The organism is Ruegeria sp. C11, assembly GCF_056537725.1.
Genome location: NZ_JBQFSB010000019.1, coordinates 1 through 25,352 on the forward strand (window position 1 = coordinate 1; position 25,352 = coordinate 25,352).

Annotated in this window: 17 protein-coding genes and 2 tRNA genes; 6 read left to right on the forward strand and 13 right to left on the reverse strand. The window is 55.0% G+C overall.

What is annotated here, in order from left to right; translation table 11 throughout:
* Positions 1-96 precede the first annotated feature (96 nt).
* Entirely contained in the window at positions 97-444 is a 348-nt protein-coding gene (locus tag ACR0NA_RS21320; RefSeq protein ID WP_480732535.1) for a hypothetical protein, read from the forward strand.
* A gap of 11 nt (positions 445-455) precedes the next feature.
* Positions 456-1,394, forward strand: a complete 939-nt coding sequence (locus ACR0NA_RS21325; RefSeq protein ID WP_480732537.1) for a 3-hydroxyacyl-CoA dehydrogenase family protein — start codon at positions 456-458, stop codon at positions 1,392-1,394.
* Positions 1,395-1,903: 509 nt separating this feature from the next.
* Here ACR0NA_RS21325 and ACR0NA_RS21330 read toward each other — a convergent pair.
* Positions 1,904-1,993 (reverse strand) — tRNA-Ser (locus ACR0NA_RS21330).
* 656 nt (positions 1,994-2,649) lie between these two features.
* On the opposite strand from ACR0NA_RS21330, the gene ACR0NA_RS21335 reads away from it, so the two are divergent.
* Positions 2,650-3,594: a FecR family protein gene (locus ACR0NA_RS21335; RefSeq protein WP_480732539.1), complete on the forward strand. Its 945-nt coding sequence runs from the start codon at positions 2,650-2,652 to the stop codon at positions 3,592-3,594.
* A gap of 26 nt (positions 3,595-3,620) precedes the next feature.
* Positions 3,621-5,837 carry a CHASE2 domain-containing protein gene (locus ACR0NA_RS21340; RefSeq protein WP_480732541.1) on the forward strand — a complete coding sequence of 739 codons (2,217 nt, stop codon included), beginning with the start codon at positions 3,621-3,623 and terminating at the stop codon, positions 5,835-5,837.
* A gap of 262 nt (positions 5,838-6,099) precedes the next feature.
* On the opposite strand, the gene ACR0NA_RS21345 is transcribed toward ACR0NA_RS21340, so the two are convergent.
* From ACR0NA_RS21345 to ACR0NA_RS21400, 12 genes are all read right to left on the reverse strand, one after another.
* Positions 6,100-7,209, reverse strand: coding sequence for a LysM peptidoglycan-binding domain-containing protein (locus tag ACR0NA_RS21345; protein WP_480732543.1), 1,110 nt, complete (start codon positions 7,207-7,209; stop codon positions 6,100-6,102).
* A gap of 41 nt (positions 7,210-7,250) precedes the next feature.
* Complete coding sequence (locus ACR0NA_RS21350; protein ID WP_480732546.1) at positions 7,251-8,513, reverse strand: type 2 periplasmic-binding domain-containing protein; 1,263 nt, start codon at positions 8,511-8,513, stop codon at positions 7,251-7,253.
* A 23-nt stretch (positions 8,514-8,536) separates the two neighbouring features.
* On the reverse strand, positions 8,537-9,322 hold the full coding sequence (locus ACR0NA_RS21355) for a PP2C family protein-serine/threonine phosphatase (protein ID WP_480732548.1): 786 nt from the start codon (positions 9,320-9,322) through the stop codon (positions 8,537-8,539).
* 3 nt (positions 9,323-9,325) lie between these two features.
* Positions 9,326-10,297, reverse strand: coding sequence for an FHA domain-containing protein (locus tag ACR0NA_RS21360; RefSeq protein WP_480732550.1), 972 nt, complete (start codon positions 10,295-10,297; stop codon positions 9,326-9,328).
* Positions 10,298-10,508: 211 nt separating this feature from the next.
* The gene (locus ACR0NA_RS21365; RefSeq protein WP_480732552.1) at positions 10,509-12,686 is read right to left on the reverse strand and encodes a serine/threonine protein kinase; all 2,178 of its coding nucleotides are present in this window, start codon (positions 12,684-12,686) and stop codon (positions 10,509-10,511) included.
* Positions 12,687-13,024: 338 nt separating this feature from the next.
* Entirely contained in the window at positions 13,025-14,320 is a 1,296-nt protein-coding gene (locus ACR0NA_RS21370) for a dynamin family protein (protein WP_480732553.1), read from the reverse strand.
* Positions 14,317-16,314 (reverse strand): dynamin family protein, encoded by a 1,998-nt coding sequence (locus ACR0NA_RS21375; RefSeq protein WP_480732555.1) that lies wholly within the window; start codon positions 16,312-16,314, stop codon positions 14,317-14,319. The genes ACR0NA_RS21370 and ACR0NA_RS21375 overlap by 4 nt, the downstream gene beginning before the upstream one ends.
* Positions 16,315-16,432: 118 nt before the next feature.
* Positions 16,433-17,314 (reverse strand): hypothetical protein, encoded by an 882-nt coding sequence (locus ACR0NA_RS21380; RefSeq protein ID WP_480732557.1) that lies wholly within the window; start codon positions 17,312-17,314, stop codon positions 16,433-16,435.
* Positions 17,315-17,336: 22 nt separating this feature from the next.
* Positions 17,337-17,738, reverse strand: a complete 402-nt coding sequence (locus tag ACR0NA_RS21385) for a hypothetical protein (RefSeq protein WP_480732559.1) — start codon at positions 17,736-17,738, stop codon at positions 17,337-17,339.
* Positions 17,739-17,869: 131 nt separating this feature from the next.
* A complete protein-coding gene (locus tag ACR0NA_RS21390; RefSeq protein ID WP_480732561.1) occupies positions 17,870-19,735 on the reverse strand; it encodes a dynamin family protein in 1,866 nt (621 codons plus the stop codon).
* A gap of 8 nt (positions 19,736-19,743) precedes the next feature.
* Positions 19,744-21,756 carry a dynamin family protein gene (locus ACR0NA_RS21395; RefSeq protein WP_480732563.1) on the reverse strand — a complete coding sequence of 671 codons (2,013 nt, stop codon included), beginning with the start codon at positions 21,754-21,756 and terminating at the stop codon, positions 19,744-19,746.
* 3 nt (positions 21,757-21,759) lie between these two features.
* Entirely contained in the window at positions 21,760-22,254 is a 495-nt protein-coding gene (locus ACR0NA_RS21400) for a hypothetical protein (protein ID WP_480732565.1), read from the reverse strand.
* A gap of 723 nt (positions 22,255-22,977) precedes the next feature.
* Here ACR0NA_RS21400 and ACR0NA_RS21405 point away from each other — a divergent pair.
* Both ACR0NA_RS21405 and ACR0NA_RS21410 read left to right on the forward strand, forming a co-directional pair.
* A tRNA-Leu gene (locus tag ACR0NA_RS21405) sits at positions 22,978-23,062 on the forward strand.
* Between the two features lie 817 nt (positions 23,063-23,879).
* Positions 23,880-25,202: a mechanosensitive ion channel family protein gene (locus ACR0NA_RS21410; RefSeq protein WP_480732567.1), complete on the forward strand. Its 1,323-nt coding sequence runs from the start codon at positions 23,880-23,882 to the stop codon at positions 25,200-25,202.
* The last annotated feature ends 150 nt before the right edge of the window (positions 25,203-25,352 follow it).

The following is a 25,352-nucleotide window of genomic DNA, read 5'->3' on the forward strand; positions in this document are numbered from 1 at the left end:
CAATCTCTTCCGGCTTCGGTCGCTTGTTCGCCATGTGGTTCCTCCATTTTCTTAACCATAACGGCGGACCACTTCAGAGGGGGAGGATCAGCGCGCATGTTGATAGATGGCGGTGAGTTGATATCGACAGAGACGCTTGCGTTGATGCGGCAGGATCATCTTCCTTCAGATGTGGCCTATGGCGCCTATACCGAAGAGCTTGGGATAACGGCGCCGTGGGCAAAGAACGGGCTGGGGTTTGGTCTAGGTTTTGCCGTCAGAACGGCGGAAAGACCCGGTCTTCCCGGCGGTGTTGGAGAGTTCTTTTGGCCCGGTGTCTCTGGTGCCAACTTCTGGGTTGACCCGAAGAATGAGCTTATCGCCGTGTTTCTAACCCATGCACCGGACCATCGCTGTGAACACCGCATCGGGTTTCGCAATGCCGTTTACGCAGGTTTAACATAATGGAGAACCCCATGAAAAATCCGAATATCGCCATTCTTGGTGCGGGAACGATCGGGATGAGTTGGGCTGCACTATTTGCTGCAACAGGTCGGAACGTCGCAGTGTTTGACCCGTCATCCGAAACCAAAGATCGGGTGACAACACTCGTTGAAACCTCAGCGGAAACATTGACGGCTTTGGGCTGGGAGTCTGCAGGTGACACCTCAAAGCTTCGATTTACAGATGATCCGGTAGAGGCGATCACTGACGCCGATTTCATTCAGGAAAGCGTGCCCGAGCGTTTGGACATCAAACACGCGCTTTATGCGCAAATCGAACCGCATCTCAAAGAAATCGCCATCATCGGCAGTTCAACTTCGGGGTTGAAACTGTCTGAAATGCAGGTTGGCTTTGCCAATCCTGGTCGCTTCATTCTGGCACATCCCTTCAACCCGCCACATTTGATCCCTTTGGTTGAACTGATGGACAATGACATAACTGATGCCGGGGTGTTGGCAGACGCGACCGAGTTCTATAAGAGCATCGGCAAGGTTTGTGTGCGCCTGACCAAGGAAATCCCCGGCCATATCGCCAACCGCCTTCAGGCTGCCATATGGCGCGAGACCATCCACTTGGCAATTGAGGGCGTCGCCTCCGTCGAAGATATCGACAAGGCCGTCGCCTTTGGTCCAGGTCTGAGATGGGCGGCACTTGGCCCCAACACGCTATTGCATCTTGGTGGTGGACCGGGCGGAATCCGAGCTTTTTGCGACCACTTGGGCGGCCCGTTCCAAAGCTGGTGGGACGATCTGGGCGACCCGCGCCTGACTCCAGATGTTGTAGATCGGCTCGAAAGCGGTGTTCGGGACGCGGTTGAAGGCAATTCGATGTCTGACCTGGCCAAGAAGCGCGATGAACTCGTTCTTCATTATGTGCTTGCCTCAAAAGAAGTTGGGGTGCGGAAAAGCTAGTTTCGAGGGGGGCGGCTGATGAAAAACGCGCTTCAGGCCGAAGCAGCAGGCGAACTGATCCACGGCGGCGCGACTTTGATGGTCGGCGGTTTCATGGGGGTCGGTTCAGGTCCGTTGACTGTGATTTGAGTGGCTCCTGCGGCGACAAATGCTGCATCACAGCACAATTATTGCAGCGCATGCGAACGGATGCTGCGTCGGCGAAGTTGAGAAATCCAATGTCGGCAGAGTCCGCGTCTTACCAGTTCGAACAACGCGCAGCGAATGATCACTGCATCGTGTGTTCTCTTTTCGTTCCTTATAGCCTCCATCTGTGCACGTTCGGGGCGGCTGGGCTATATTGGACTTTTCAACTTAGATTCTATGCGTGAAACATCCAATGGATAGCAAATGGACTTAGCTGATTCACCTGTTGCACGAGATGGCGACCAAGCGCATTTGGGATGGCGGTTTTTTTGGCGGGCATCGCAACTAGAGTCAAAAAATATCAACTATATATCAATGATATATGGCGGAGACGAAGGGATTCGAACCCTCGAGACGGTTTCCCGCCTACTCCCTTAGCAGGGGAGCGCCTTCGACCACTCGGCCACATCTCCGCTGACCCGTCTATCAGCCATGCGCCCAGAGAAACAAGGCCAAAAGTAAGGGTTTCGGAGATTTTTCGCGACTCTTTGGTTAATAGCTGAAATTGCAGAACAATGCGTAAACGCACACAGATAAACGGCAATAATCCTGAAACGCATACACAGCTACTGTATTCGTCATTCGGCCTTGCTCCGATGCGTTGTGGAATTGGGTGCAGTGAAATCCTACCCAAAGTGACTTTGGCGCTGCCGAAGGTCTGCAGGGGCAAGGTTCCAGCATCGGTTGGACGCGTCCCGCGGTTGTGAAATCCGGTTTCAATCCATGGCTGCAACCCGTCTTGTCATCTCACGCGGCTCCGGGGTTGGCACATTGAAAACTTGCAATGTGAGAGTAAAAAACCATAATAGTTCTTGAATATTTGAGACGGAAAATAAGTACAGGCGATTTGGCCCATTGTGGGTTTGGTTGCAAGGATGGGTGGCCTTGTGAACCGATGGAAGCTGCTTTTTAGGGAGAGCTTACGTTGGCCTGGTTTAAGATTTTGGCCTTTTGCGGCTTGTTTTCATTATTTCCTGGTGAAGCATTCGCCACGATTGGCAAAGTCATTGGTGTTCAGCAGGGCGCCGAATTGACTTCAGGCGGAGAGACCAGGCGGATCAGCGCGGGAATGGACGTAGCAACCGGGGATACTATTTCCACGGATTCAAAGGGGCTGGTTCAGATTTTATTCAATGACGAAACCAAAATCGCCGTCGGACCGAATGCGCGCATGGTTCTGGACGTCACAATGTTACGTGGCGGGAAGAAAGCCAAAAGCTTTGCTGTTCAGACGCTTGGTGGCAGTTTTCGGTTTATTTCAGGGAAAAGTAAGAAATCAGCCTATGTCGTGAAAACGCCAACATCCACGATGGGTGTCCGGGGAACGGTTTTCGATTTGTGGGTCGTCGGGGACAAGCAAAGCTCATTGGTCATGTTGGAAGGTGTTGTGCGCATGTGCGGGCTTAGCGGTCGGTGCAAATCCATCCGCGGACAGTGCAGCATCGTTGCAACAAATGCTCAGGGACGCGTCGGTCGTCCCATCGACAAACGACAGGCTGCCCGGGCTTTGAACGCCGGTTTTCCGTTCATCACCTCGCAGAACACGTTATTGCAGCCCTTCCGGGTCGATATCAGCGGATGCGCAAGCATCACTGACCCGCCCAATGCTGCGGAAGTTGTGGATCGCGCGTCCCAGCCGGATTCGGTGTCGACACCAGCGCCAGCGCCCGCACCCCCAGGGGAAAACTCCCCCGCTGCCGGTGAACCGGCAGGTCAGGGAGGAAACCAGAGCAGCGGAGGTAATCAGGGCACCGGTGGTGGCAATGGCGGTGGTCAGGGTAGTGTTGGCGGTAGTGGCGGCACAGGCGTCGGCAGCGGCGGTGGAGAGATCGGTGGCGCGGGCGGCGTAAGCGGTGGATCCGGCGGCGGCTCGATCGGAGGCGGCGGTGCTCCGGGCAATAATTCCGGCGGGAATACCGGTGGCGGAGGGAACGGCGGAAGCGGAGGCGCCAATGGTGGGTCTGGTGGCGGAACAGGTGGCGGGGCAGGGGGTTCCAGTGCAGCCAGCGGCTAGGTCGCTTTATTTGGAAACTCGGTGATATGCGTCAGCAATCGGGACAACGGCATCGCAAATGGGCATTTTTTGCGGCTGGGCTAAGCCTGATATTGCTAGGGTGTTTTGTGCGGGTCATGGATCCCTATCCGGTTAAGATGTCCCGCCTAATCTACTTTGACTACCTGCAGCGACTCGCACCCAGAAATTACTATCCTGACTTGCCTGTGCGCGTTGTGGATATCGACGAAACTTCGTTGGCCGAGCTTGGTCAGTGGCCGTGGCCCCGGTCGATAATTTCACAGCTGGTTGAAACGTTGGGCCACAACGGTGCTGCTGTAATTGCGTTTGACACATTGTTTGCCGAACCGGACCGGTTTTCACCGTCACGTCTGCTGGCTGATCCTACCCTCGCTTCGGCACTGCGCGCCGACAGTGAGATTGCAGATATGGATAACGACGTTCAACTGGGCGAGGCCGTCTCCGAGTGGCCCGTCGTTTTGGGTGTCGCAGCCCGAACGATGGGGGAAGCAGACCCCATCCAGCCTCGTGCGGGGATAATCGAGATTGGGGACTTTCCCGGAGCAGGTCTGTTTACCGTTCCACACTGGACATCGCTTGCGCCACCATTGGGTGAAAAGGCGTGGGGCATCGGCGGCATCAATGTCTCGCCTTTGGGTGGGACGGGGGTCGTCCGCAAGGTTCCGGTGCTATGGAACGGGCCAAATGGCATCCTGCCTGCTCTATCGCTCGAAGCGCTACGCATCGCGATGGGCGAAACCAACATCATTGCGGAAGGCTCTCAGGACGAAAAGGGGATCATGCTGTCCGTGGCTATCGGAGAATTCTTCATTCCAACGACTGAATTCGGTGAGATTTGGGTGAGGTACCGAAAGGACTATCCGGACCTCTATCTGTCTGCAGCTGATGTGCTCAGAAGTCCCGGTGATCCCTCGGTGCGGGACAGGATTGAAGGCCACATCGTTCTTGTCGGCACCTCGGCCGCCGGTCTGATCGACATTCGCGAAACGGCCCTGGGCGAGGCTGTCCCAGGTGTTTCAATACATGCACAGATCATCGAACAGATTCTGCAAGGCGAAGTCTTGCGGAGATCGGATGTGACCTCGGCCCTGGAGCTGATTTCGTTCACCGTTCTTGGTCTGGTCGTTATCTTTGTCATGTCCCGCTTTGGCGCCGTGGCATCATTCATAGCCGGGGGCGTAGCTGCCGCTGTTGTTCTGGTCATCAGCTGGTCGGCGTTTCAAACCAACTCGGTGCTGTTCGATGCTACATTTCCGCTTATGGGAGGCATGGCCAATTTTGGCCTGTTGGCGGGATATCTGTTCATTTCCACGGAACGAGAAAAACGCGCCATTCGCCAGACCTTCTCACACTATGTAGCCCCCGAAATTCTAGACGAGATGGAGACCAACGGCCATACGTTGAAGCTGGGCGGTGACACACAGGACATAACCGTGATGTTCTCGGATATTCGGGGTTTTACCGCCCTGTCTGAAACGGTTTCCGCGACCGAGCTGGTCACGAACCTGAACGAACTTTTTTCAACCCTGGGCGATCAAATCCTGTCCGAACGCGGAACAATCGACAAATTCATCGGGGATGCGGTCATGGCCTTCTGGAATGCGCCAATGCCGCTCGAGAACCACCCGATCCGCGCGGCACAAGCTGCCCTGCGCATGCGCGAGGCCCTGAACCGGATCAATGTCACACGCCTGTCCAAGGGGCAGCCCAGGATTTCTCTGGCCACGGGATGTGCAACGGGGATTGCCTGCGTGGGAAATATCGGTTCACGAAGCCGGTTCAACTACACCGTCATCGGAGATGTGGTGAATGTCGCCGCGCGAATTGAGCAAACCTGCCGCCATGTGGACTATGACATACTGGTGTCTGAAACTGTTTTTAAGGCCATCGGACAGGAAATGGCTCTGCTGGAGGCAGGCGTTGTACCACTAAAGGGAAAAGCGCTTCCTGAACCTATATTTCTTGTGGTCGGCGGGCAGGAGACGGCACGCTCGGCGGCGTTCAGGGATCTGGCGGGTCAGCATGAAAAACTTGTAGACGCATTGCGCAAGGGGCAGCTGTCCGACGATACGGATCGGATCATCCGAAGATGTTCTGAAATTGCGGAGGAAATCGAACCGGGTCTCTTGCGGTTCTATCTTGCGCTGCCGGGCCGGGTGTCGGATTTCGCGTCGGGTGTCGTGCCCAGGCCAATCATGTTCCGTCACTTTGAGCCGATTTAGTGGCTGAAATCACAAAAGGGGCGGCACCCCAATGCCTGCCCCTTTCCGAGTGAGTGGTTCGGCGTTAGCCGGACCGGAAGCTTGAACTTAACTGTAGCATTTCCAAGGCTTCTGAATATTAGGGGTTTCCCGTAGTCCGGACGGATTTTCTGTTGCGATGCGCCAAAAAACCGCTGCAGACACAATGAATGATCTGGCATTTCGAACAAAAAAAGGGGCCAGTCCTAGGACCGGCCCAATGTTTGGCAGCTTTGCCGAGGGATTAGTTCGATGCGGCCATCAGTTTTTCGTTATGCTCGCGCAGGGTATCCGAAACGATCGCATACCACTCGCCGGACTCACGCATCTCGTTCAGGCCTTTGTTCAGCATCGCGAGGTATTGCTTTCCAAAGGGGTTGCTGCGGTGAGCGATGAAACGCAGTGACGACAGCGAAGTTACGAAGGGGTTCTCGATCATGTCGTTCTGGTTCAAACCCATTTCCGACATGGTGTCCGAGAAAAGCTGAACTTCGAACGTTGCGACGTCAGCGGTGCCGGTCAGAACCGCATCAAGGCATTCACGCGCAGTGATCGGCTGCATCAGGGTCATGGTTTCGCCATTGTGCAGGCCTTCCTGCTCCAGATCGTGAATGAACCAACCGTCCATACGACAGATAGTCGAGCCTTTCAGCTGATCGAAGGTGGTTGCGTTCGCATAATCACTTTCGGGCAGTGTGTAGAAGCCGACGACGATATCATAAACCGGGACAGATGAATCGAACTGTGTGCAGCGCACTTCAGTTTCCCAGGACCATTCGTAGGTGCGGTTGGTGCAGTCAGGCATATTCCACGCCATCGAGACATCAAATGCGCCCAACGGCAACAGAGTTTCCAGGTGCGAGTTCCAATCATCCACAAAGCTGACGGAGTAATCGCGCGCGTTGCCGCCACGTTGCAGGGCTGTGGTCCCCAGACGAGTGATCGCGCCACCGCCGTTCAGTGATTCATCTGCGAAGGGCGCCCAGCCGTTGCCGGTTACCAGCTTGATCGGAGGTTCGTAAACGCTGGACCGCTTGACGCTCGCGGCACGTTGCTCTTCCGCGGCAATAATTTCTTGCGCCGTTTGACCGTTTGGCAGGCTACCGTCCGCACATGGAAGAGCCAGAACCAGACCTGGCTCCAGTGAATTCGGGTTGGTGATGTTGTTGCGGTTCGCGTTAAAGATCGGCTGGTAGTTCGACGTGCCATAGGCCGCGATTGCAATTGTCGCCAGTGTATCGCCGTCGGATACGGTATAGTTGGTACAGGCTTCCTGAGCGGCGGCCGCTCCGGCGCTGATCGCAGTAAAGGCCACTGCCGACATTGCGATCTTTTTGACTTTGAGTTCAAACATTAGAAATTCCTCCAGATTTTAGTTGTCAGGCCGTCGCGGCCTTAGCCATTTTCCATTTGATGACGCAGAGCGGTGGAAACGATGTCGCGCCACTCACCCGATTGCTGCATGATTGCCAAACCCTGATTCAGTGTCTCAAGGATCGCTTTCCCGTCAGGATTATCCTTGTGGGTCATGATGTTGAGCGGTTTGATCGCCGCAAGATTGGGGTTTTCGATGATCTGATGTTCGTAACCAAGCCGACCAATCGCCTCGACTGCCAGATGCGCTTCGATCGCTACGATGTCGGCTTCACCCTGCATGACTGCATGAAAGCAGTCGTCCGGTGATACGGGGCGCAGCAAGGTAACTGCCGGTTCATAAAGGCCGACAGCATCCATATGGGACAGCGACCAGCCTTCGGGACGGCAGATCGTGGTTCCCGCAAAATCCGCATAGGTCAGCGTTTCCTCATAGCCCGAACCCTCGCGGGCAAAGAAGGTGTCAACGACCTCGTAGAACGGGATTGAAAAATTGTAGGTCTCGCAACGGTTGCGGTCATTTTCCGACAGGGCGGCCGGCTCTTCGCAGTTCGGGCGCGACCACGGGAATGTGGCGTCGAAGGCAAGTGTCGGCATCAGCAAATCCAGATGCGACGACCAGTCATTCACGAACTGGATTTTGTAAGCCTGTTCCGGAGCTGCCCGCAAAAACGCAGTTTGTACCAGATCGGTATAAAGACCGCGGTTCGGCAAGGCTTCATCGGTGAACGGCGCGTAATTGCCCCCGGTGATCAGCAGCAACTGCCGATCCCGGATATCCGGGCGCTCACCTGCGTCGGCGTTACGGATCAGGGCTGCACCTTCGGCCCGGGCGGCCTCGATCTCCTGCTTGGCGGCAGCCTTGGCGGCAATTACCGCTTCTTCGCTGGTTTTCTTTGCCTCGGCTTCAGCAGCGGCGACGCGCGCCTCTGCTTCGTCAATCGCTTTCTGCGCGCGTTCTTCCGCCGCTTTGATCAGTTCGGCGGCCATTTCCTCGGCCATGCGTTCCGCTTCTGACGCGGGTTCCGGCGCTGCCCGTCCAACATCCTCAAGACAGGGGAATGTCAGGGTATCTCCGACCCGGATGATGTTCGGATTGGATCCGATGGTGTCCCGGTTGGCGTCATAGATGATCCGGTAATCCTCGGTCGAATAAACCTGTATGGCCAGTTCGCGCAGGCTGTCGCCCCGCTGAATTTCATAGGTCGAACAGGCTTCCTGAGCCGAGGCCGCCCCTGTAGCAGCCGCCAGCGCCAGGCTGGATACGATCAGATGTTTCCTCATGGTTTCCGTTTCTTTGCCTTGATTTACGTACTTGCCAATTTCACAACGGCGACCGAGACATTGTCCTGATCCGGGTCATTTCTGACTTGCAGCGCCTTCAACAAAGCATCTGCGATGTCGCCGGCCAGGTTGTCTTTCTGTTGCGCCGTTATGGTTTCGATTTCCGTGTTGCTCAGATATTGCAGGCCGTCGCTGCCGATGATCACGATATCATCTGACGTCAGCTCCATTGGCGCTTCGGGGCAGTCCACCTTGGGTATCGAGGCCCCCATGATTACCGAAGTCAGTTGATTGCGGTCGGGATGCGTCTGGGCCTCATCCTTCGAAATCAGCCCTTCCTCGGCCTGAGCATCGATGACAGGCGCCATCGAATGGTCTTCGTTGATCTGCGTTAACTGCCCCTCCCTAAACAAATAGAGGGGACTGTCGCCGATCGATATCCAGAACAGCCGATTGCCCAACAACAAAACGCCCAACAAGGTCGAACCCATGTTGAACCCGGCAACCTGACTTTCGACATGAGAAGCGATTTCAGCGTTGGCCTGCATGGCCGCCATCGGAAGCGCGTCGACGATAGAGGCCTCGGAAAAGTCGCCGCTTTCCATCGGCTCGTCCAGCATGTTGCGCCAGGCTGCAATGACAAGCTCCGAGGCAACCTCGCCCGCGTCATGCCCGCCCATGCCGTCAGCGACGACGACATATCCTGCATTCGCAACGTCAAAAACACGCGCTGCAATCGCATCTTCCTGAGAGTCGCGCCGACCCTGATCAAGGATCAGCGCAATATCATATGCCGGGGACGCCAGCATCTATCAGGCATCCCGCCAGTCAAAGCCGTCATCGCAAAACGCGACGAAACGCATGGAGGTTTCGCTGATCCGGATCATGTCACCACTGTTCAGCGGAACCGTGCTCAGCACAGGTTTGCCATTCAGACGCACCAGATTCGCTTTGCCGCCGTGCCCCAGATAACATTTCCGGTCTTCGGGATCATATGCGATCACGGCATGGTTGCTGCGCGATATCCCGGTGTCGCCAAAATCAAGCTGGATGCCCTGATCGTCGTTGCGGCCGATCTGCATGAGACCTTCGGTCAGAATAACACTTGCACCACGGCCAGGGCCGCTGGTGATTACAAGCCAGCCGACGGGAAAGGATTCCTGAGTAGCTTCGGCTTTTGCTGCCGGTGCGGTTTCCATCAGGTCCTGCACATGCGTATCCGGACGTTCAAAACCGAGGAATGTGGTTTTCACACGGGCGCGGCGGTCCTCTGCCTGTGCGGCGGGCTGCTCGGGTTGAACTGCGGCAGGCCGGGCTGCGGGCGCGTCATCCAGAACAGGCTCAGGGGTTTCGGCCACTGGTTCAGGGGCAGGTTCTTCTACGGCCTCGGCCGCTTCAGCCTGAACAGGCTCACCCTCGGGCTCTTTGTTTTCAGGCGTAGACAGATGCAGGGTTACAACCTGTTCCACTTCATCATCATTCGCCGTTTCCTCAGCGATGTCGCTGACTTCTGGTTCAACGGCCTCTTCTGCAGCCTCGGCTTGATCCGGTTCGGCGTTGCCTTCATCAAAGTCGGGCATCCGTTCTTCCGGGATCAGTTCTTCTGCGTCCTCATAGCTTTCCGAGGGCATGTTCCCGCCGGCAAGGGCCTGACGCAGCGCGTTGAAATCCGCAATCGGTTCGGCAGCTTCCGCTTCGGGGGCGGGGCTCACTTCCTCTTCGGTTTCCTTGGCTTTGCCGGCACCTTCGAGAAGCCGGCTCAGGGGGCTTTTATATTTGAACATGGTGTCGACACCTTCCGATTTATGGGCACAGGATCTGTGTCCCGTGGGGCTGCATACAAACCTCTGCGCAACGACGCACAGCGGCACTGATTATCTGGAAAACCAAGGAACCTTTACTTTTCGCAACCGGGTGACCCCCGGTCAGGATGGCAAACTTTGCCCGCCATCCTCAGCAACAACACACTGGCGCACTTCGATTACACTGTTCAGGTCACTCCTGCGCCAGCTGCATGACCGCAGCGGTTTCGGCACCGTTTCGCAGGACGGTCAGGCTGGCCTTTTGCTGGTTGTTGCCTGCGAGTTTTGTCAGGATTTCATCCAGACTTTCAGGCCCTTCCACGCTTTGTCCGGTCGTAGATTCACGCAACAGTACGTCGCCTTGCTGCAGACCCTCGGCACTGCTGGCAGGTACGTTTGTCACAACTGTCTGCCAGCCGTCTTTGCCGGTGTTTTGTGCAGAGAAGGAATAGCCATTTTCCAGTCCGAACATCCGTACGGCAGGCAAGGCCAGCAATCCGTTTTGGGCGCGGGTTTTGCCCAGCTCACGATACCGTGCGGCAACGCGCGTGTAACCGTCCGGGTCAACCTTCAGGTTTTCAAGCACCTGAGCGGCAAAAGTCGCGTCATTGCGAACCGGTTTCCCGTTCAGCGTGTAAATTGCAGCACCACGGCCAACCCAGTCACCGATGACCGACATATCGCGATTTGAGTCGACACTGGTGATAGCAAAGACATTGCCTGTGGACCCACGCCGCAAGCTTGTCGCGAACGGAATATCCACGTCCCAGTGCGAGAAGGAGATCTGATTTTCGCTGACATTCACAGGGGCAGGCTGAGGCGGTGCAGCAGGTTCAGCGATTTCAACCGCTTCTTCTGCCGGTTCAATCGCTGCCTCGGTTACCGGAACCTCATTTTCGCTATTCGCAGCTTCGTTGGCTGCTGTTTCAACGGTTGTCTGCTCGACAGGTTCTTCTGCTACCGTTTCTGCTGGTGCTTCGGTTACCTCGTCCGCTGCGGGTGTGTCATCCTGAACAGGCTCAGATGTAATTGGGGCAACTTGGGGTGCTGGTTCTTCCACCGCAGTCGACGCAACTTCGGTCGATTGAACCGCAGCCGTCTGGACTTCGCTGTTACTGTTGTTCAGGAAAATAAACCCGCCCGCTGCAAGCGCAGCGACGGCCGCAAGACCGGCAACAATCTTGATGCCGCCACCTGAATTGCTTTGAACCACGGTGTCGACTGCCACAGTGGGCTCTTCTTTCTGAACAAACTTAGCTGCCTCGGGGCCCGGCTTTTCTTCGTCGCCCAATGCGATATCCGAATTGCCTGCAAGCAGGGCCGTAACAACCGCTTCGGCATTTTCGGTCTCAGCCTTGATGCGTTCCCTCTCTGCGGCCTCATCCTTGCGGTCCAATGCAACGATGACCGAAACCGGGCGGTATTTGAACGAGTCAAATTCAACGCCAGGCCCGCGGAACATTCGCAGCCAGTCCAGCGCGGATTGCAACCGGTCGGTGGCGTGAACCTCCATCGCCTTGTCGATCGCTTGCAGGAATCCATCCGGATACCCCTCGAAACGTCCTGTGAGGGGCGCGTAGGGATCAGACTGATCGTTGTTGAAAGCGTTCAGACGTGTTTGCCCGTCAATCGGACGTTCGCCGCTGATTGCGTGATATAGCGTTGCCGCCAACACATACAGATCACTGCTTGGTCCCTGCTCGGCACCCCGCACGTAAAACTCGTGCGGAGAATATCCGTCCTTGATCACCCGCAAGGTCAACAGCGCCGCTGATTTGTTGGCTGCCTGTTCCCGTGCCGCACCAAAGTCGATCAGAACCGGATCACCGTTTTCGTCGATCAGAATGTTGTCCGGCGAGATATCCCGGTGCAGCATCCCGCTTTGATGGATAAATGACACCGCCGACAGCATCTTTTCAGTCACCTGAACAATAAAGTCCGGACCGGCGTCGTTTTCCTTGTTTTCTAAGTAATCCAGCAGGTCACACCCGCGGATCAAATCCATTGCGATGTAAGCGGTCTGATTGTCTTCGAACACCTGGTGCACATCCACGATGTTGGGATGAACAAGGCGTGCGTGGTTGCGGGCTTCCTGAATGAAAAGGTCGACGATCGACTTCAGATCTTCCTGATAGGACGTGTCTGCAGGTTCGACCAGATCACCGTTGCGACGGCAGAGTGCTGACGGAAAACACTCTTTGATCACGACGTCGCGCTCCAGACTGTCGCGAGCCAGATAGGTGACGCCAAAACCGCCATGGCTGAGATAGCGGATAATTTCATACTGGCCGCGAAGCAGTTTCGCTCCTGGTCTCAGCCCGTCTATTTGAGGTTCGTCGTGCGCTTGGCCGACAGCCTGGTTGTGGCTCATTTCTACCCGCCCATAATACTCGGTTTGCGGCAAAAAATAACTGGGCTAGGGGCCCGCGAACTCACAACCAAAAACAACCGCAGGACATTCGAGAACGGTTAGACGTTTCAAATTTGACTTTATTGGGGCCGCCTGATGGCTTCACTAAGGATGGATAATCCGAGGGTGCTAGATTTAGAATTTGATGACCGAGGGGCACTATATGTTGATTGCACTGTGCAAAAAAATGGGGGCTGTTGCCCCCAAATACCGTGCTTGGTCTACGATATCGAAACAATTAGGAGGCGATTCCAACAGATTCGATTCGATGCAAAACGACTTGATTTTTGCCGGAACAATCAGGTTCCTGTTCTGGGTTGCGGATCGGCGACGGTGCTGCCGGCCCACGCCAGGTTATCGCTTAGCTGCGCAAGAATATTTACGGCATCTTTCAGCGGTGCCTGGCCGCTTTCGAATTGCAGCAACAGAAGCAGATCGGTCGCCTTTTCGAACTCTGCCGGAATCCAGTCTGCTTCGGGATCGATTTCCGTTCCGCTTTCAAGCCGCTCGGCAAAATCTTCGACGATATCCTGACAGCTTCGCAAAAATTCTGATGGTTCGATATCGGTCGATTCGCGCAGGTCATCATAGATGCTTGCGATTGCGGCCAGCCAATCTTCGAGGATCGGGTTGGTAAGCGGGGGCAGGGTCGCACCCAAGCTGTTCTGAACCTGTTCAACCGCATCCGGTTTCTCAGCCGCGTCAGAACCATTCAGTTTGGACACGGCTTCAAGATACGGCAGGAAATGTTCCATCAGATCCTGACGCGCAGCCTTCAGATCGCTCTGACGTCGGTCCGAAGCGGCCTGCAGAACTTGTTCCGCTAGGTTTTGCCCGCCACAGGATTCCCACAGACTTATATCGGGCTCCGGTTCCTGCGACATCGCGCGGACTGCAACAGGCGTTCCGATTGGCACGATAGACCGGAACATTCCGGTTTTTTCCTTTTCCAACCGCTTAAGAACGCGGTCCAGTGAATCCCGCACCGGCGGCAAATCGGAATGGGTTACCGCCAGCAGGCTGTTGGCCCGCAATTCTTCGGGCACCTGCGCCCACAGGTGGCGCTCGGTCTCGCGCCAGGCATTTGTTCCGTTGGTGCACCAGATGGCACAGTCAACGAACTTCAGCAGATCAAGCGTCTGTTTATACGTATCGTCCAATGCGCCGGATCCGGGCAGATCGAACAGAGAAATCTCGCGAAGGGCAGGGGTGTTCAGCCCGACCGAGATAAAATCGGGTTTATCCGCAGCCGCCTTTTCCAATGCGACGCCTGCATATGTTTTTGGCTCTTTATCCCACCAGCCGACAGTCGTCTCCGGCTCATCCGCATAAGCCACGATAACCAGAGGCAGTTGTAGATGCTGCGGTCCTGTTGGCAGGATGTCTGCGCCTGCCAGCATATTTGCAAGGCTCGATTTTCCGGCCCCGAACTCTCCGGCGAAACCAATCGACACGGCGCTTGACAGTCTCTCGACATATTTTTGCGCGCGGGCGCGCCACTCTTCCAGCGCGGGGCTGGTAGGGTCTTTCTCCGAGACAGCAAGGAAACGCTCAAGCTGTCGTACCTCATGCTCGGTTCCGGGAAATTCGATCACTCCGCAGCCTCCGCTTGTCTTTCATCCGCGCGCTCAGAGCCGAATGCCGAGCCCAGCTCGTCGGCGATCCGCCGGGCTTTATCGAACGCGCTTTGTGCCTCGGTTCGGGCGCAGGTTTCCCCAGACCCGATCCGGTTTTCAAGATGTCCGGCCAACAGGGCCAGGTAATGGTCAAGTACCGTGTTCAACCGTTCCAGCAGGTCGGTGCGAACGGTGTCCACCAAATCGTCACCGATCAACTCGAACTCCTGAACAATCATCCGTTCCGCGCGGGAAACAACGCTGCTACGCGAGATCAGACGAGACAGCCAGTTCACGCGAAGCTCAACCGTTATCCCACGGGTCAATGCAGTTGTATCGGGCCGGAACCACCGAACTGCACTGGTGTTCATTCTGTTGTCCTGCGGATTTTCCCAACCCGGCAAGGCACGAAGCGCGGCGTTGCATTGAATGTCGACAGTGAAAAGTTCGCTTAACAGCCGCTGCCTCACGACTTGCGTTGCGTCCTGAACTAATTCGCGCATCCTGTCACGGAGGTCTGTGAAGTTAAGCTCTGTCGCGCCACCCTTGGCCAACAGCGGAGATTTTCCATCCGGACCGCGCACGACATTGGACACGGCCTCGGAAACTGTGTCGTCCATAACACCGCGAAGATTGGCAAACACATCGTCCATGTCGCGGGTAATCTCGGCGGTTTTCTCCGCCACAAGAACGCGGAGTGATGCCAGAGTCTTGTCGTTTTCTTCTTCGTCGGCAGGTGTTGTGTCGTCCTCATCGTCCAGAGCCCGTAGATGAATCTGGCTGCGCTCCAGCTCAGCCTGCGCGAAACTGTTGAGGTGCTGCCACGCCATCTTCAACTGTTCACTGCGCGGGCCGGTTGACAATGCATGAGTCACGTGTCGGCGCAGATCGGGTAGGCCAGATGCAATCATCGCGGCAAACCGCAACACCGCTTCACGGCTGATGGGGCCAGGACCCTGTTTAATGTCCTCAACACCTTCCAGATACTGTTTCATCAGTTCCGGATGCGCCCGCAACCATGCAAGTACCTGATCATGATCGACGCCGGATTCGTCTCCGGTCAGGGCGTAATGCGCCCATTGGGCACTGCCCATCAGCACATCGATGTCCGAGTTTCCAAGGGCTTTTTCCAAACCATCCTGAACATCTGTGCGCACCTTGAGCGCATCCTCGGCACCACCACCCAGCTCATCCACCCGGTTGATGAAGACGACGATCTGGCCCAGTTCCAACGCCTGCATCAGTCGGAACAGTTTCAGATCCGCCCGGGACAAAGCCTGATGCGCGGACAGAACCACGACAAAGAAATCCGCCTCTCTCAGATATTGCCGCGAAATCTCCTCGCGGATCAGCAGCGGATCGTTGACACCGGGCGTATCGGTTACCGTCAAAGGAAAGGGAAAGTGGCCGACGTCGAAAAAGACCTCGGCCTTGCGAGTGATATCGCTGTACAGCCCGCGATCCGAAGAGGGCTCTTCCACTTCGCCATCAAGCGGGTCGTCGCCGGCGCAGACATAGCGCGCCAGATCGTCGGAATTCAAAGCGTCCAGATCGTGATGTTGACCCAGCAGTTCCTCGTAGCTGTCGCCAAGACGCATACGAGCGCGAGTTTTCATCGCCTCGACCTGCTCTTCGATCATCTCGCGCTTATAGCTGTCCTCGTCATCCGGGAACATGTTGCGCAACTCTTCACCTTCGGCGATCAGCGCGTGCCATTGGTGATTGTCGAAAAAGTGGAACTCGGCCCCGGTGGTTCGGCCCGAAGGGTGACCGAAATGCATATCCGTAATCACCGTGGTCCACGGGTTGACGTCGGACGGCAGGAATTCCGCCTGACCCGTAAACCCGTTGATCAGACGCGATTTACCCGCCTTGATCTGCCCGACAAATGCAATTCCAGGCTTGAGGTTCGAAAGATCGTCAATAATGCGCGAAATGAACTGACGGGTTTCGTCATTCGTCGTTTCGTTCATTTCTTCCGCTATCCGGACTAACTCCCGGCGACTGGTCTCACTCATAAGATTTACCCTATTAACTGGTATGTAAGGACTTTTCCTGAACAGAAAATTTTAATGGTTGGGGAGGCGGCCATCACTCTGCCTCCCGAATGGACTTCCAAAGGTTTACGACCGCGCCCAATTTGCGCGCCTCGTGAATCGCGACTGTGGTCGAAGAACCGTCGCGTAATACGGCAATTCCGGCAGCCCTGCCGCCTGAGGGGCGCATCACGATCAATTGCGGATGGGACATTACTGATTTGCTGTCCGCATCCCAACCGGACAAATCACTGACAAAGCGGTCCAGCACATCCTGCTCAGGATGCAACGGTGCGTTTTCAGCACACAGATCAGCAGTCTGAACCGAACTCGCATCGCCGGTTTCAACCAGTATACGTCCGAGGGCAAAGCGTTCAGCGCCATCAAAAAAGTTGCGGGAATTTGAAGATGCTTCGGTGTCTGTCTCTGGTGCCGCCTCGGAAACCGGCTCACTTTCGGCCAAAGGTTCGAGTGCTTCCGCCACAACTTTTACATGCGGTTCTGAAGGCAGGTCGATCAACGCACAGGCGCTTTCAATCTCGCTGAGGGTTATGCCAACATCATCCGCCTCGGGCGTCGCGTCAGGTCGGAGCGATACCACTTCCAACGGAGCAGGCGCACCGCTGATGGCTGATATGCCTTGTGCAAGTTTGTCGGCCACGCCATTTCGCGGCTCTGTCTCAAAGTCGGGCGCGTCGCCTGATGGTGTTAGGAATACATCCGTGACGCGCGAGCTACTGACCTCAAGCGCCAGCTGATCCCCGTTGCTGGCGGTGAATTCCAATCGACGTGGCAGAATCGTGCCCCGAATTTTCTTCAAAACGCTCTGACGGCGCTCTTCCGCGGTCGAGCCCGGTAGGCGAACCGCCGGAGACAACCGGGCTGTTGCCGACCGCCCGATATCTTCGAGCATGTCGAGAATGTCTGTGTCCATCATAACCTTCCCCCTCTGCTCCTGTCTAAACTGCTGCCGCCACAGGCCCGAGACTCATATGAGATTTCGTCAGGGCAAGGCCGACATTTGCACTGTCTTTGCAGATGTAACAGACGACATGATCCGGATATTTCTGTGTCCGCAAAAAGATGTGCAGCCTGTTATTCGAAAATACCGCGATTTCCCCGAAACCTGGTGTTTCCGCATCCTGCACACCGGATTCTCGCAGCATCTGTTCAAATGCTTGAACGCCGCTTCCCTGAAACAGATTTGACGCGGCGACCGCCAACGTTTGCAAGGCCTCGGCGCTTTCGGGATCATCCCCCCGAAGCCCCAGCAACATTCCGGTTTCCATGTCGATATACCCGGCTGCAAAACAGTCGGGTATGGTTGCCATCGCGGCAGTCAGTGCTGCGTCAAGTGACATCTAAGCGCCTGCTATTATTTACTAAATATCTACAATTGCAGCGGCCCTCGGGCCGCTGCGCGTCTTCGTTAGCATCGCAGGCTGGATGTTGGAACAAAATTCCATTCGGCCAGTGCCTAATAGATGTTCCGTTACAAAACATGCCATTCTGCCTTGCCTGCGTTGTTCGCCTTTGGGATCGGGCGCAATGTGTCCTTTGCTTGCCTGGCGCTATGCTCGACTGCAATTTTGTCGAATTCCTCCAAGAACGATTGGAATACTGCCCTGAGGTCCTGCGCGTCATCGGGCAACACCTCGGTTGAGGCCACTTCCCGCCACATGGCCGCAGCGCTCAGCGGTGAGCCCGCAGGCACGTCGAGAAGATGCTCCAACTCCCCTTCGTCACCTTCGGCATCTGCGTCGTCAGCTTCATCCTCGGGGGTCGACAGATTGTCCGACATGGCCAGAACAGAAGCGCCGGACAAGTCGTCTTCCTCCGACTCCGGTTCGAAATCCTCACTGGGATTTTCACTTTGCGCAGCCTCCTGACGGCTCAGCAACGCTGTAATCGAAGATACGGAAACTTCAATTTCCGACGCGACAGGATTCTTGTCGGGCTCAATGTCGCCGGTTTCGGAGTCCGGAGTTTGCTCCAGCTGATCATTCAGCGAAGCTAGCAGGGTGTCTGTGTCGTCTCCTGCGGCGTGTTCTTCGGAAAGCTCCTCTGCGGTGTCTCCTTCCAGAACCGAGGACGCTTCGCCTGCCTCTTCTTCATCGTCAAAATCGATCAGCCCGAACTCATCCTCCATATCCAGTGGTGATCCTGTGGGCCGATCACCATCCGGGCTGGAAATATCCAACGGATTGCCGCCTGTATCCCGGAAGAATGCACGCAGATCTTCGTCGCTGGTTTCCGCTTCGGGGACAACGTCAACGGCGGTCTCAGTTGTCACTTCCGCCCGCATCCGCACAGCGTCTTCGGCATCGATGCGAACCCGTTCCACCCGTTCTGCCTCTTCGTCACCGCGCGGCGCCACTCGGGCCGGACGCACAGGAAAGTTGGTGACGGTACCGCTTTCACCGGACGAGGCCGTAACAGACTTTCCTTCCTGCAGCGGGTTTTCAAGCTTGAGCGGCTGCACGGATGTTTCAGCGGAGTGCTCCGATGCCGCCACGTTATCTTCGGAAATGGGCGTCGATTTTTCAGCAGCGCGCGCCGGCTGAATCGGTGTGGCATCGGAAAGGCTCTTGTCGACCTGATACCGGGCCAGTTGATCCGCGCGGGCATCCATGATGCTCTCGGTGATCTCCAGAAAACTGTCGATCATCTTACCGCCGCCGCTGCGGGCCCACAACTCGGCGTCGCCCGTCTTGTCCCGCGCGGTAATTGCATCACGGGCGGAAAACAGAATTGAACGATTGAACAGATGGCCTGCCTCGCGATTGACACGGCGCAGAACTTTTTGCCTGTCTTTGGTATTCAACGCGTCAGCGCGGGTGACAAGCAGCAACGAGTTATTGTGCAAACGTTCAGGTAGTGAAACCCAGGTCGCACGCTCGGTTTCACGCCATGCTTGGGTTGAATGGGTGCACCACAGCACTCCGTTTGCCTGACCTACAGCGCGCTGCCAAACATCCGAGGAAATTTTTGGGTCCGAGATACCCGGAGTGTCGATCAGATCGACGGCCTCCAGAATGTCAGCCTCAAGGTGGATGCGAATGAACTGCGCATCATTGACACCAACCTGATCCAGTTGATCCAGACCGATTTCTTCCGTGCTGCCATCAGGGCGCTTCACATAAGCAGGCTGATTGCCCCAACTGAACCAGACCGGCGGAAGTTGAGTTGCCGTCACCTGCGTCGGCAAAGCCTGCTTGCGCAGGAGAAAGTTCATCAGTGTCGATTTCCCGGCACTGAATTCTCCCATAAGCGCAAAGACCGGCTTGCGGCGGGACCACTGCTCGATACGTTCCCATTGCCGAGGAGAGACGAAGCGGATGCTACTATTTTTTACCATAACTCTTCTTATGCTGCTTCGTTGCTAAGGTCTTTGAGGATGTCTCCCAGGATTTCGTCCCGGGATTTCTTTGGCTGCATTCCTGCCATCAATGCAGCGTTTTGTTCGGGATTCCGTTCGGCAGATTGCGAGATGCTCAGGAGTGTCTCCTTTTGTTCACGCATGAAATCCGTCAGCGTAGCGCGCACGTTTTCAAGGACCGCTGCCACCTGATTTTCTTCGATATCCTTTGTGATCGAGTTTGCCTCGGACGCGATCAGCCGGGTGTAGTCAGCGGCATAAGCTTCAAAACCTTTGCGTTTTTGCCACCATCGCCTCCACCATGTGCTTTGCAGATCAAGCGCGATGGTCCGTCCGATACCCAAAGGCGGCGGAACTCGCGGAACAATGGGTGCTTCGATGTTGAACTCACCCAGATGATTGCCAAGTAGCTTGTGATACAACGCGCCGATATCCGCTGCAGCGGCGGTATACAGCGCCCCGGCTTCTTTGCGCATGTTACGGGCAAAGCTGAAATACGCGGCTTTTTGCAAAGTCCGTAGACCTGCCGGATCGTATTGCCACGTCCCCTGCTCACCATTGACTTCGAGATGTGAAATCAGGGAATCCGTGGCGCGTTTGACAAAGTTAGTTTCAGCCGAGGTCAGACGTTCCAGAACTCTGTCACGCAGCGAGGATGTCAGATTGGCAACCTGCTTTTCGTAGTCCGTGATGATAACCGAGATCGCCTCTTCGGGTGTGTTTCCCGACAAATCCCGTGCGATTTCTCCTGTGTCGGAAAGATTCTTGGCCACCGCTGTCGCACGGATCTGACTTGCAATATTGCGGGCGCGATGACGGACACGATCGATCAGACGTGCCCCAGCACCTTCGGCAATCCGTTCGTTCATGGCCAAAAGCAGATCTGGCAAACCCGACAGTGCCCAGATTTTGTCCAGCGAGGCGGCCTGATCCCCGAAACCGGCCGCAAGATAGAAGGTGTTCAGCGCCTTGCGCGAATCCTCAGTCAAAATGTCCGGATTTCCGGTCAGGGCGGCTTCGGCCCACAATGCGCTACCAAACACGATGCTGGTGCTGGTGTCGATGTTGTTCTGCTTGAGCGTCTCCTGAATCCGATCACGGATTTCCGGAACCTGATTCACGGGGTCGGACAGCTCATCGATGCGGTTGACGAATAGAACGATCTGACGATTTTCGAACTGCGCGATGATCCGCATCAACGCCATGTCCATGGTTGTCAAAGCCTGGCTTGCGGCCAGCACCACGACACAGACCTCGGATCCGCGCAAGCTGCGCAACGTGATCTGCTCACGAACCATGAATGTATCGTTGACACCCGGAGTATCGCAAAGTTTCAGCGATATCGGATACTGCGGAATGTCCATATACAGTTCCGCTGACTTCGTGACGTCGGCAAAACGCCCTGTTTTCGGATCGATGTCCGGATCGTCTTCATCACCCAGGCAGACATACCGCTCGATCAATTCGTCATCAAAGTAGTCGTATTGATGGCTTTGGCCGAGGATCAGATCAAAGTGTTTTCCAAGGCGTTCCTCGGACTTTGCCTTCATTTGGGCGATCTGACGACGGATATCGTCCATCTCATCATCCGCGCCGGCCCGATTGGCCAATTCGCCCAAACGACCGCCACCAACCATCAGGTTGTCCCACTCTTCCTGAGCGAAAAATGTGAATTTCGACTTTGTGTCACCGGGTGGCCGCGTGTTGATGTTGAGTGTGGTAACCACCGAGGTCCAAGGATTGACGTCAGAAGGCAGCAAGCCGGGGTGTCCGGCCAGGATATTGATGACGGACGATTTGCCCGCCTTGACCTGCCCCACAAGTGTGACACTGGCTGTAAAGTTCTCCATTCGCGTCTTGAGTGTGGCCAGACGCGCCGAGGAGCGCGCATCTGCCACCTCTGTCAATTGGTCGATCTGCGCGGTCAGCGCCGACATGGACGATGTCATGGGCGCAAGCGCCTCGTTGCCGACAGACAGCAGATGATCATTGCGCGCCATAATTTACCCTCCGGTGCCGGTAGCCACGTTCTGAGACGCGAACTGCGTTTCCAGGCGCCCGACCGGAACGCTGGATGAGGTATCGATTTTCGCAATCAGTTCCAGCGCGTTGCTGAGGATCGCAGCTTCGGTGCGCGGAGAGATCGACTCGTAGGCGCCGGAGTCTGCCAACACCTCAATGGAATGAAACCTGTCACCGTTTTCCAGGCAAGCAACACGGCGTCCGGTCGGAAAACCTTCGGCTTTGTTGGCAGGCAACGGCATCCGTGTGTTTGCCAACAAATAGTGTTCGCCTGAATGTGTTCTGAGCGAAACGCCGAACCCAGTGTTCGGATAGCGTTTGTTCAGGGTTTTGAGCTCACCAATGAAGCTCTCGCGGGCAAGAAAGACGGACTCTTGCTCCGAAGCAGCAGTTTTGAGTTGTTCGGTCACGATGAGAACCTTTTTTCCGGAGTTGAGCAGAAACTGGTACGTCGCCAAAGTGGCAAAAAGACTCATTAACTCCTTGCTGAACAGCATTACCCTCAAGGCGGTGTTAATTTGACCTGAATAAGATTTTTTGGCGTTGGAATTGTGGCGGAACTGTGAATCGGTCTGCTCAAAATTGCCTCAACCTTGAGGAGAAATCGCGCTGACCGCCCCATACATCCTTACCGTTAAACCAAAAAAATTACCGGCATGATGATAGGGACCCTCTGGATTTCGGAGACAAACACGAACGAATGAAACGCCATATTTTACTGGCAATACACGACCCGAAGCGACTGGTTGACCTCACCCGGCCCGGTAATCGTAGAACGGCCAGCAACGCAGATCGCAATTTCGAGGATATGAAATGCACCCCGCATCTTGCTGCACGGGCTTTGCTGCAAAGTCCGTTAACTCAACGTAAGCGAGCAGGAAAGTTGTTGGCCAATGCCACGTTCCCGCTTCGATTTCCCTGAAATTGGGCAGGCCCGTTTGAACCGGAGAAGGCAGGACATCACGGTGTAGGAAATCATCAATGCAGCAGGCCAATATTACTGACTGTTTGGTGGCACGGCTTTTTATCGACCGCAGGCAAAACTGCCTCAAGCCAGCAGAGTAGAATGGAAGGTGCAATTAAAGTGCTGCATCGACGTCGAAGGAGAAAAATCGGAGCGCCCAAAATATTCTGCACAGCGCCCTTAATTTCCTCTCGCACTCCTACACAAGCTTTGCTATTCAGCGCGGCATTGCGATGCGGGTGTGGCGAAATTGGTAGACGCACCAGATTTAGGTTCTGGCGCCGCAAGGCGTGGGGGTTCAAGTCCCTCCACCCGCACCACTTTTTAGATTTTTATATAATTAAAACAAGTATATAACCTTGCAGGGCGTTTTTTAGTCCCATCATTGGACCCACTTAAGTACTGCGGCACCTCCCCGATTTTTTGTTAATCCCCGGCCTGCTTGGGGCATCAGCTATATCTACTTTCACCGATTCACGGAAAATACTGGCAGAAAGTCCAGATGTATCCGAATGGCCGTTGGCTTGGGCTCTATAGGCAAAGAGCATAGACAGCGCGTCCCATTGGTAGGGCAAGAAACCAACCCTAAGCAATCCCGGTAGGTGGCAAGGATCATGGCCTTGGGGTCGCCCGCGAATACCTTCAACAGGTTGACGAAACTAAGCTCCTCCCTATCGTGAACTTTCGAATGTCTGCTGTGAGCCCAACTCCGACATTTCCATGGTGCATCCGAACAAGTGGCCGAAGTTTAAGCCAGCCAGACATCACCCGGGCCTTAGTCAGAAGTAGTTCATCCAAGCTGTCATGCGCAGCGTGATCTTTTGAATGACACTAAAGTCTTGCCCTCTATAGGTATAAATTGCGGCCTGTCCCAGGAGGTCATCATTTTCGGTTTAATGGGTCTAATACGTAAAAAGTTAAAGTTCGACGCGCACAGCAAATCTATGGCCTCTCCTCGCAAACGACAGTTACGCTTGCAGAACTGCCGTTCCGCCGATTTGCGTGAATTTCTATGTTGAGAGCGACCCAAAAATCATGGTGTTCATCACAGAGTAATATTCAAACATAAACATATTACTGGATTTGTTGGGTCTGTGTGTGCTCTCTTCGACCGTTAAAGAAGTAGGGGACAGAAAGATGAGACTAACACTGAGAACGTTGACGATTTGGTCATTCCTTGGGTTCGCGGCATTATCGAGTGCTTTTTCTGTCGGCGCGCAAGAAACTGAGGCGGACCAAGAGGTTGTGGAAGTCGAGAATGACGATCTAATAAATGCAGTCGTAGATGAGATGATTGCGGCAGATGACCTAGAGATCCTTCTTGTTCCCTTAACCTCTGAAGAGCTTTCCGAAGTCGCTGGTACTTGGCAGAGTTACGTACGTTCTCGGCTTGAAGAAGTCGCGCAAGTAAACTTGCAACTTCGGTCAGCAAGCGGAAATCAAGAGGTCAACTTGCGGTCTCAGTTGTCATCCCTGAACGACTCTGGATCAGACATTCTCACCAACTATCGCCTGGTACTCGAAGCATGGACTCTGAAAGGCGCGAAGGCAGAAGATCTAGAACCACATACTGACTATATCCTCGCATTGAAAACGGGAGCTCTAAAAACGACCGATTTTCAAACACTGTTTCAGAACGCTTGGGCATGGTTGTTCTCGTGGGATGGGGGTTTTGGTCTGCTGATGGCTGGCATCGGTGTCCTGGTGGCTGTTTGGGCTATGATGTTCATTGCTCGAATGGTGCGCCGGGTCACCGAAAGGGGTCTGAACAAGATCCCGACTATCTCCAGAATGCTGAAACGCTTCATTGCCACCGCCGTGTACTGGGCTGTTTTCGTCCTCGGTATCCTCGTCGTTTTGGCTTTATTCGGAGTCAACGTTACACCGCTTTTTGCTGTACTCGGCGGTTTGTCATTCATCCTAGGCTTTGCATTGCAGGAAACGCTAGGGAACCTCGCTAGCGGCTTGATGATCATGGTTCTCAAGCCGTTCGATACTGGCGACTATATCCAAGTAGGCGGTTCGTCGGGGTTTGTGGATGAGATGTCGGTGGTTTCAACCAAGATCAGAACATTCGACAACCAGATTATTATCGTTCCCAACAGCAAGATTTGGGGGGACGTGATAACCAATGTGAGCGCATCCGAAGAACGTCGGGTCGATCTGGTCTTTGGCATCGCCTATTCGGACAACGCTGCCCAAGCAATTGAAGTCCTCAAGGATTTGGTCGCCCGTCACCAGCTTTGTCTGAAGACACCAGAACCAGAAATTTTCGTGGGTGAGTTGGGCGACAACTCAGTCAACATCTTCTGCCGTCCATGGTCCAAGTCCGATGACTATTGGACAGTCTATTGGGACCTAACCGGTCAAGCAAAAGAGCGGTTTGATGAAGAAGGTATATCAATACCGTTCCCGCAACGCGATGTGCACATAATTCCTGTAGGGGGATCGGCGTCATGAGAACTTTGACACTTTGGTTTCTGCCTCTTCTATTCGTCTGCGGTGTCGCGTTTGCTCAGTTGATCAGCCCCACTTGTGTGGTCCAATTTGATTGTTAGTGTATGACTGGCCTTTGGTCCATTTGAACGATGGTTTCCGGGGCCGGCGGTT

What these genes read in the sequence shown, in the direction of transcription:
- ACR0NA_RS21320 (WP_480732535.1), top strand. Translation starts at nt 97, where the DNA reads ATGTTGATAGATGGCGGTGAGTTGATATCGACAGAGACGCTTGCGTTG.
- ACR0NA_RS21325 (WP_480732537.1), top strand. Translation starts at nt 456, where the DNA reads ATGAAAAATCCGAATATCGCCATTCTTGGTGCGGGAACGATCGGGATG.
- ACR0NA_RS21335 (WP_480732539.1), top strand. Translation starts at nt 2,650, where the DNA reads ATGGACGTAGCAACCGGGGATACTATTTCCACGGATTCAAAGGGGCTG.
- ACR0NA_RS21340 (WP_480732541.1), top strand. Translation starts at nt 3,621, where the DNA reads ATGCGTCAGCAATCGGGACAACGGCATCGCAAATGGGCATTTTTTGCG.
- ACR0NA_RS21345 (WP_480732543.1), bottom strand. Translation starts at nt 7,209, where the DNA reads ATGTTTGAACTCAAAGTCAAAAAGATCGCAATGTCGGCAGTGGCCTTT.
- ACR0NA_RS21350 (WP_480732546.1), bottom strand. Translation starts at nt 8,513, where the DNA reads ATGAGGAAACATCTGATCGTATCCAGCCTGGCGCTGGCGGCTGCTACA.
- ACR0NA_RS21355 (WP_480732548.1), bottom strand. Translation starts at nt 9,322, where the DNA reads ATGCTGGCGTCCCCGGCATATGATATTGCGCTGATCCTTGATCAGGGT.
- ACR0NA_RS21360 (WP_480732550.1), bottom strand. Translation starts at nt 10,297, where the DNA reads ATGTTCAAATATAAAAGCCCCCTGAGCCGGCTTCTCGAAGGTGCCGGC.
- ACR0NA_RS21365 (WP_480732552.1), bottom strand. Translation starts at nt 12,686, where the DNA reads ATGAGCCACAACCAGGCTGTCGGCCAAGCGCACGACGAACCTCAAATA.
- ACR0NA_RS21375 (WP_480732555.1), bottom strand. Translation starts at nt 16,314, where the DNA reads ATGAACGAAACGACGAATGACGAAACCCGTCAGTTCATTTCGCGCATT.
- ACR0NA_RS21380 (WP_480732557.1), bottom strand. Translation starts at nt 17,314, where the DNA reads ATGATGGACACAGACATTCTCGACATGCTCGAAGATATCGGGCGGTCG.
- ACR0NA_RS21385 (WP_480732559.1), bottom strand. Translation starts at nt 17,738, where the DNA reads ATGTCACTTGACGCAGCACTGACTGCCGCGATGGCAACCATACCCGAC.
- ACR0NA_RS21390 (WP_480732561.1), bottom strand. Translation starts at nt 19,735, where the DNA reads ATGGTAAAAAATAGTAGCATCCGCTTCGTCTCTCCTCGGCAATGGGAA.
- ACR0NA_RS21395 (WP_480732563.1), bottom strand. Translation starts at nt 21,756, where the DNA reads ATGGCGCGCAATGATCATCTGCTGTCTGTCGGCAACGAGGCGCTTGCG.
- ACR0NA_RS21400 (WP_480732565.1), bottom strand. Translation starts at nt 22,254, where the DNA reads ATGAGTCTTTTTGCCACTTTGGCGACGTACCAGTTTCTGCTCAACTCC.
- ACR0NA_RS21410 (WP_480732567.1), top strand. Translation starts at nt 23,880, where the DNA reads ATGAGACTAACACTGAGAACGTTGACGATTTGGTCATTCCTTGGGTTC.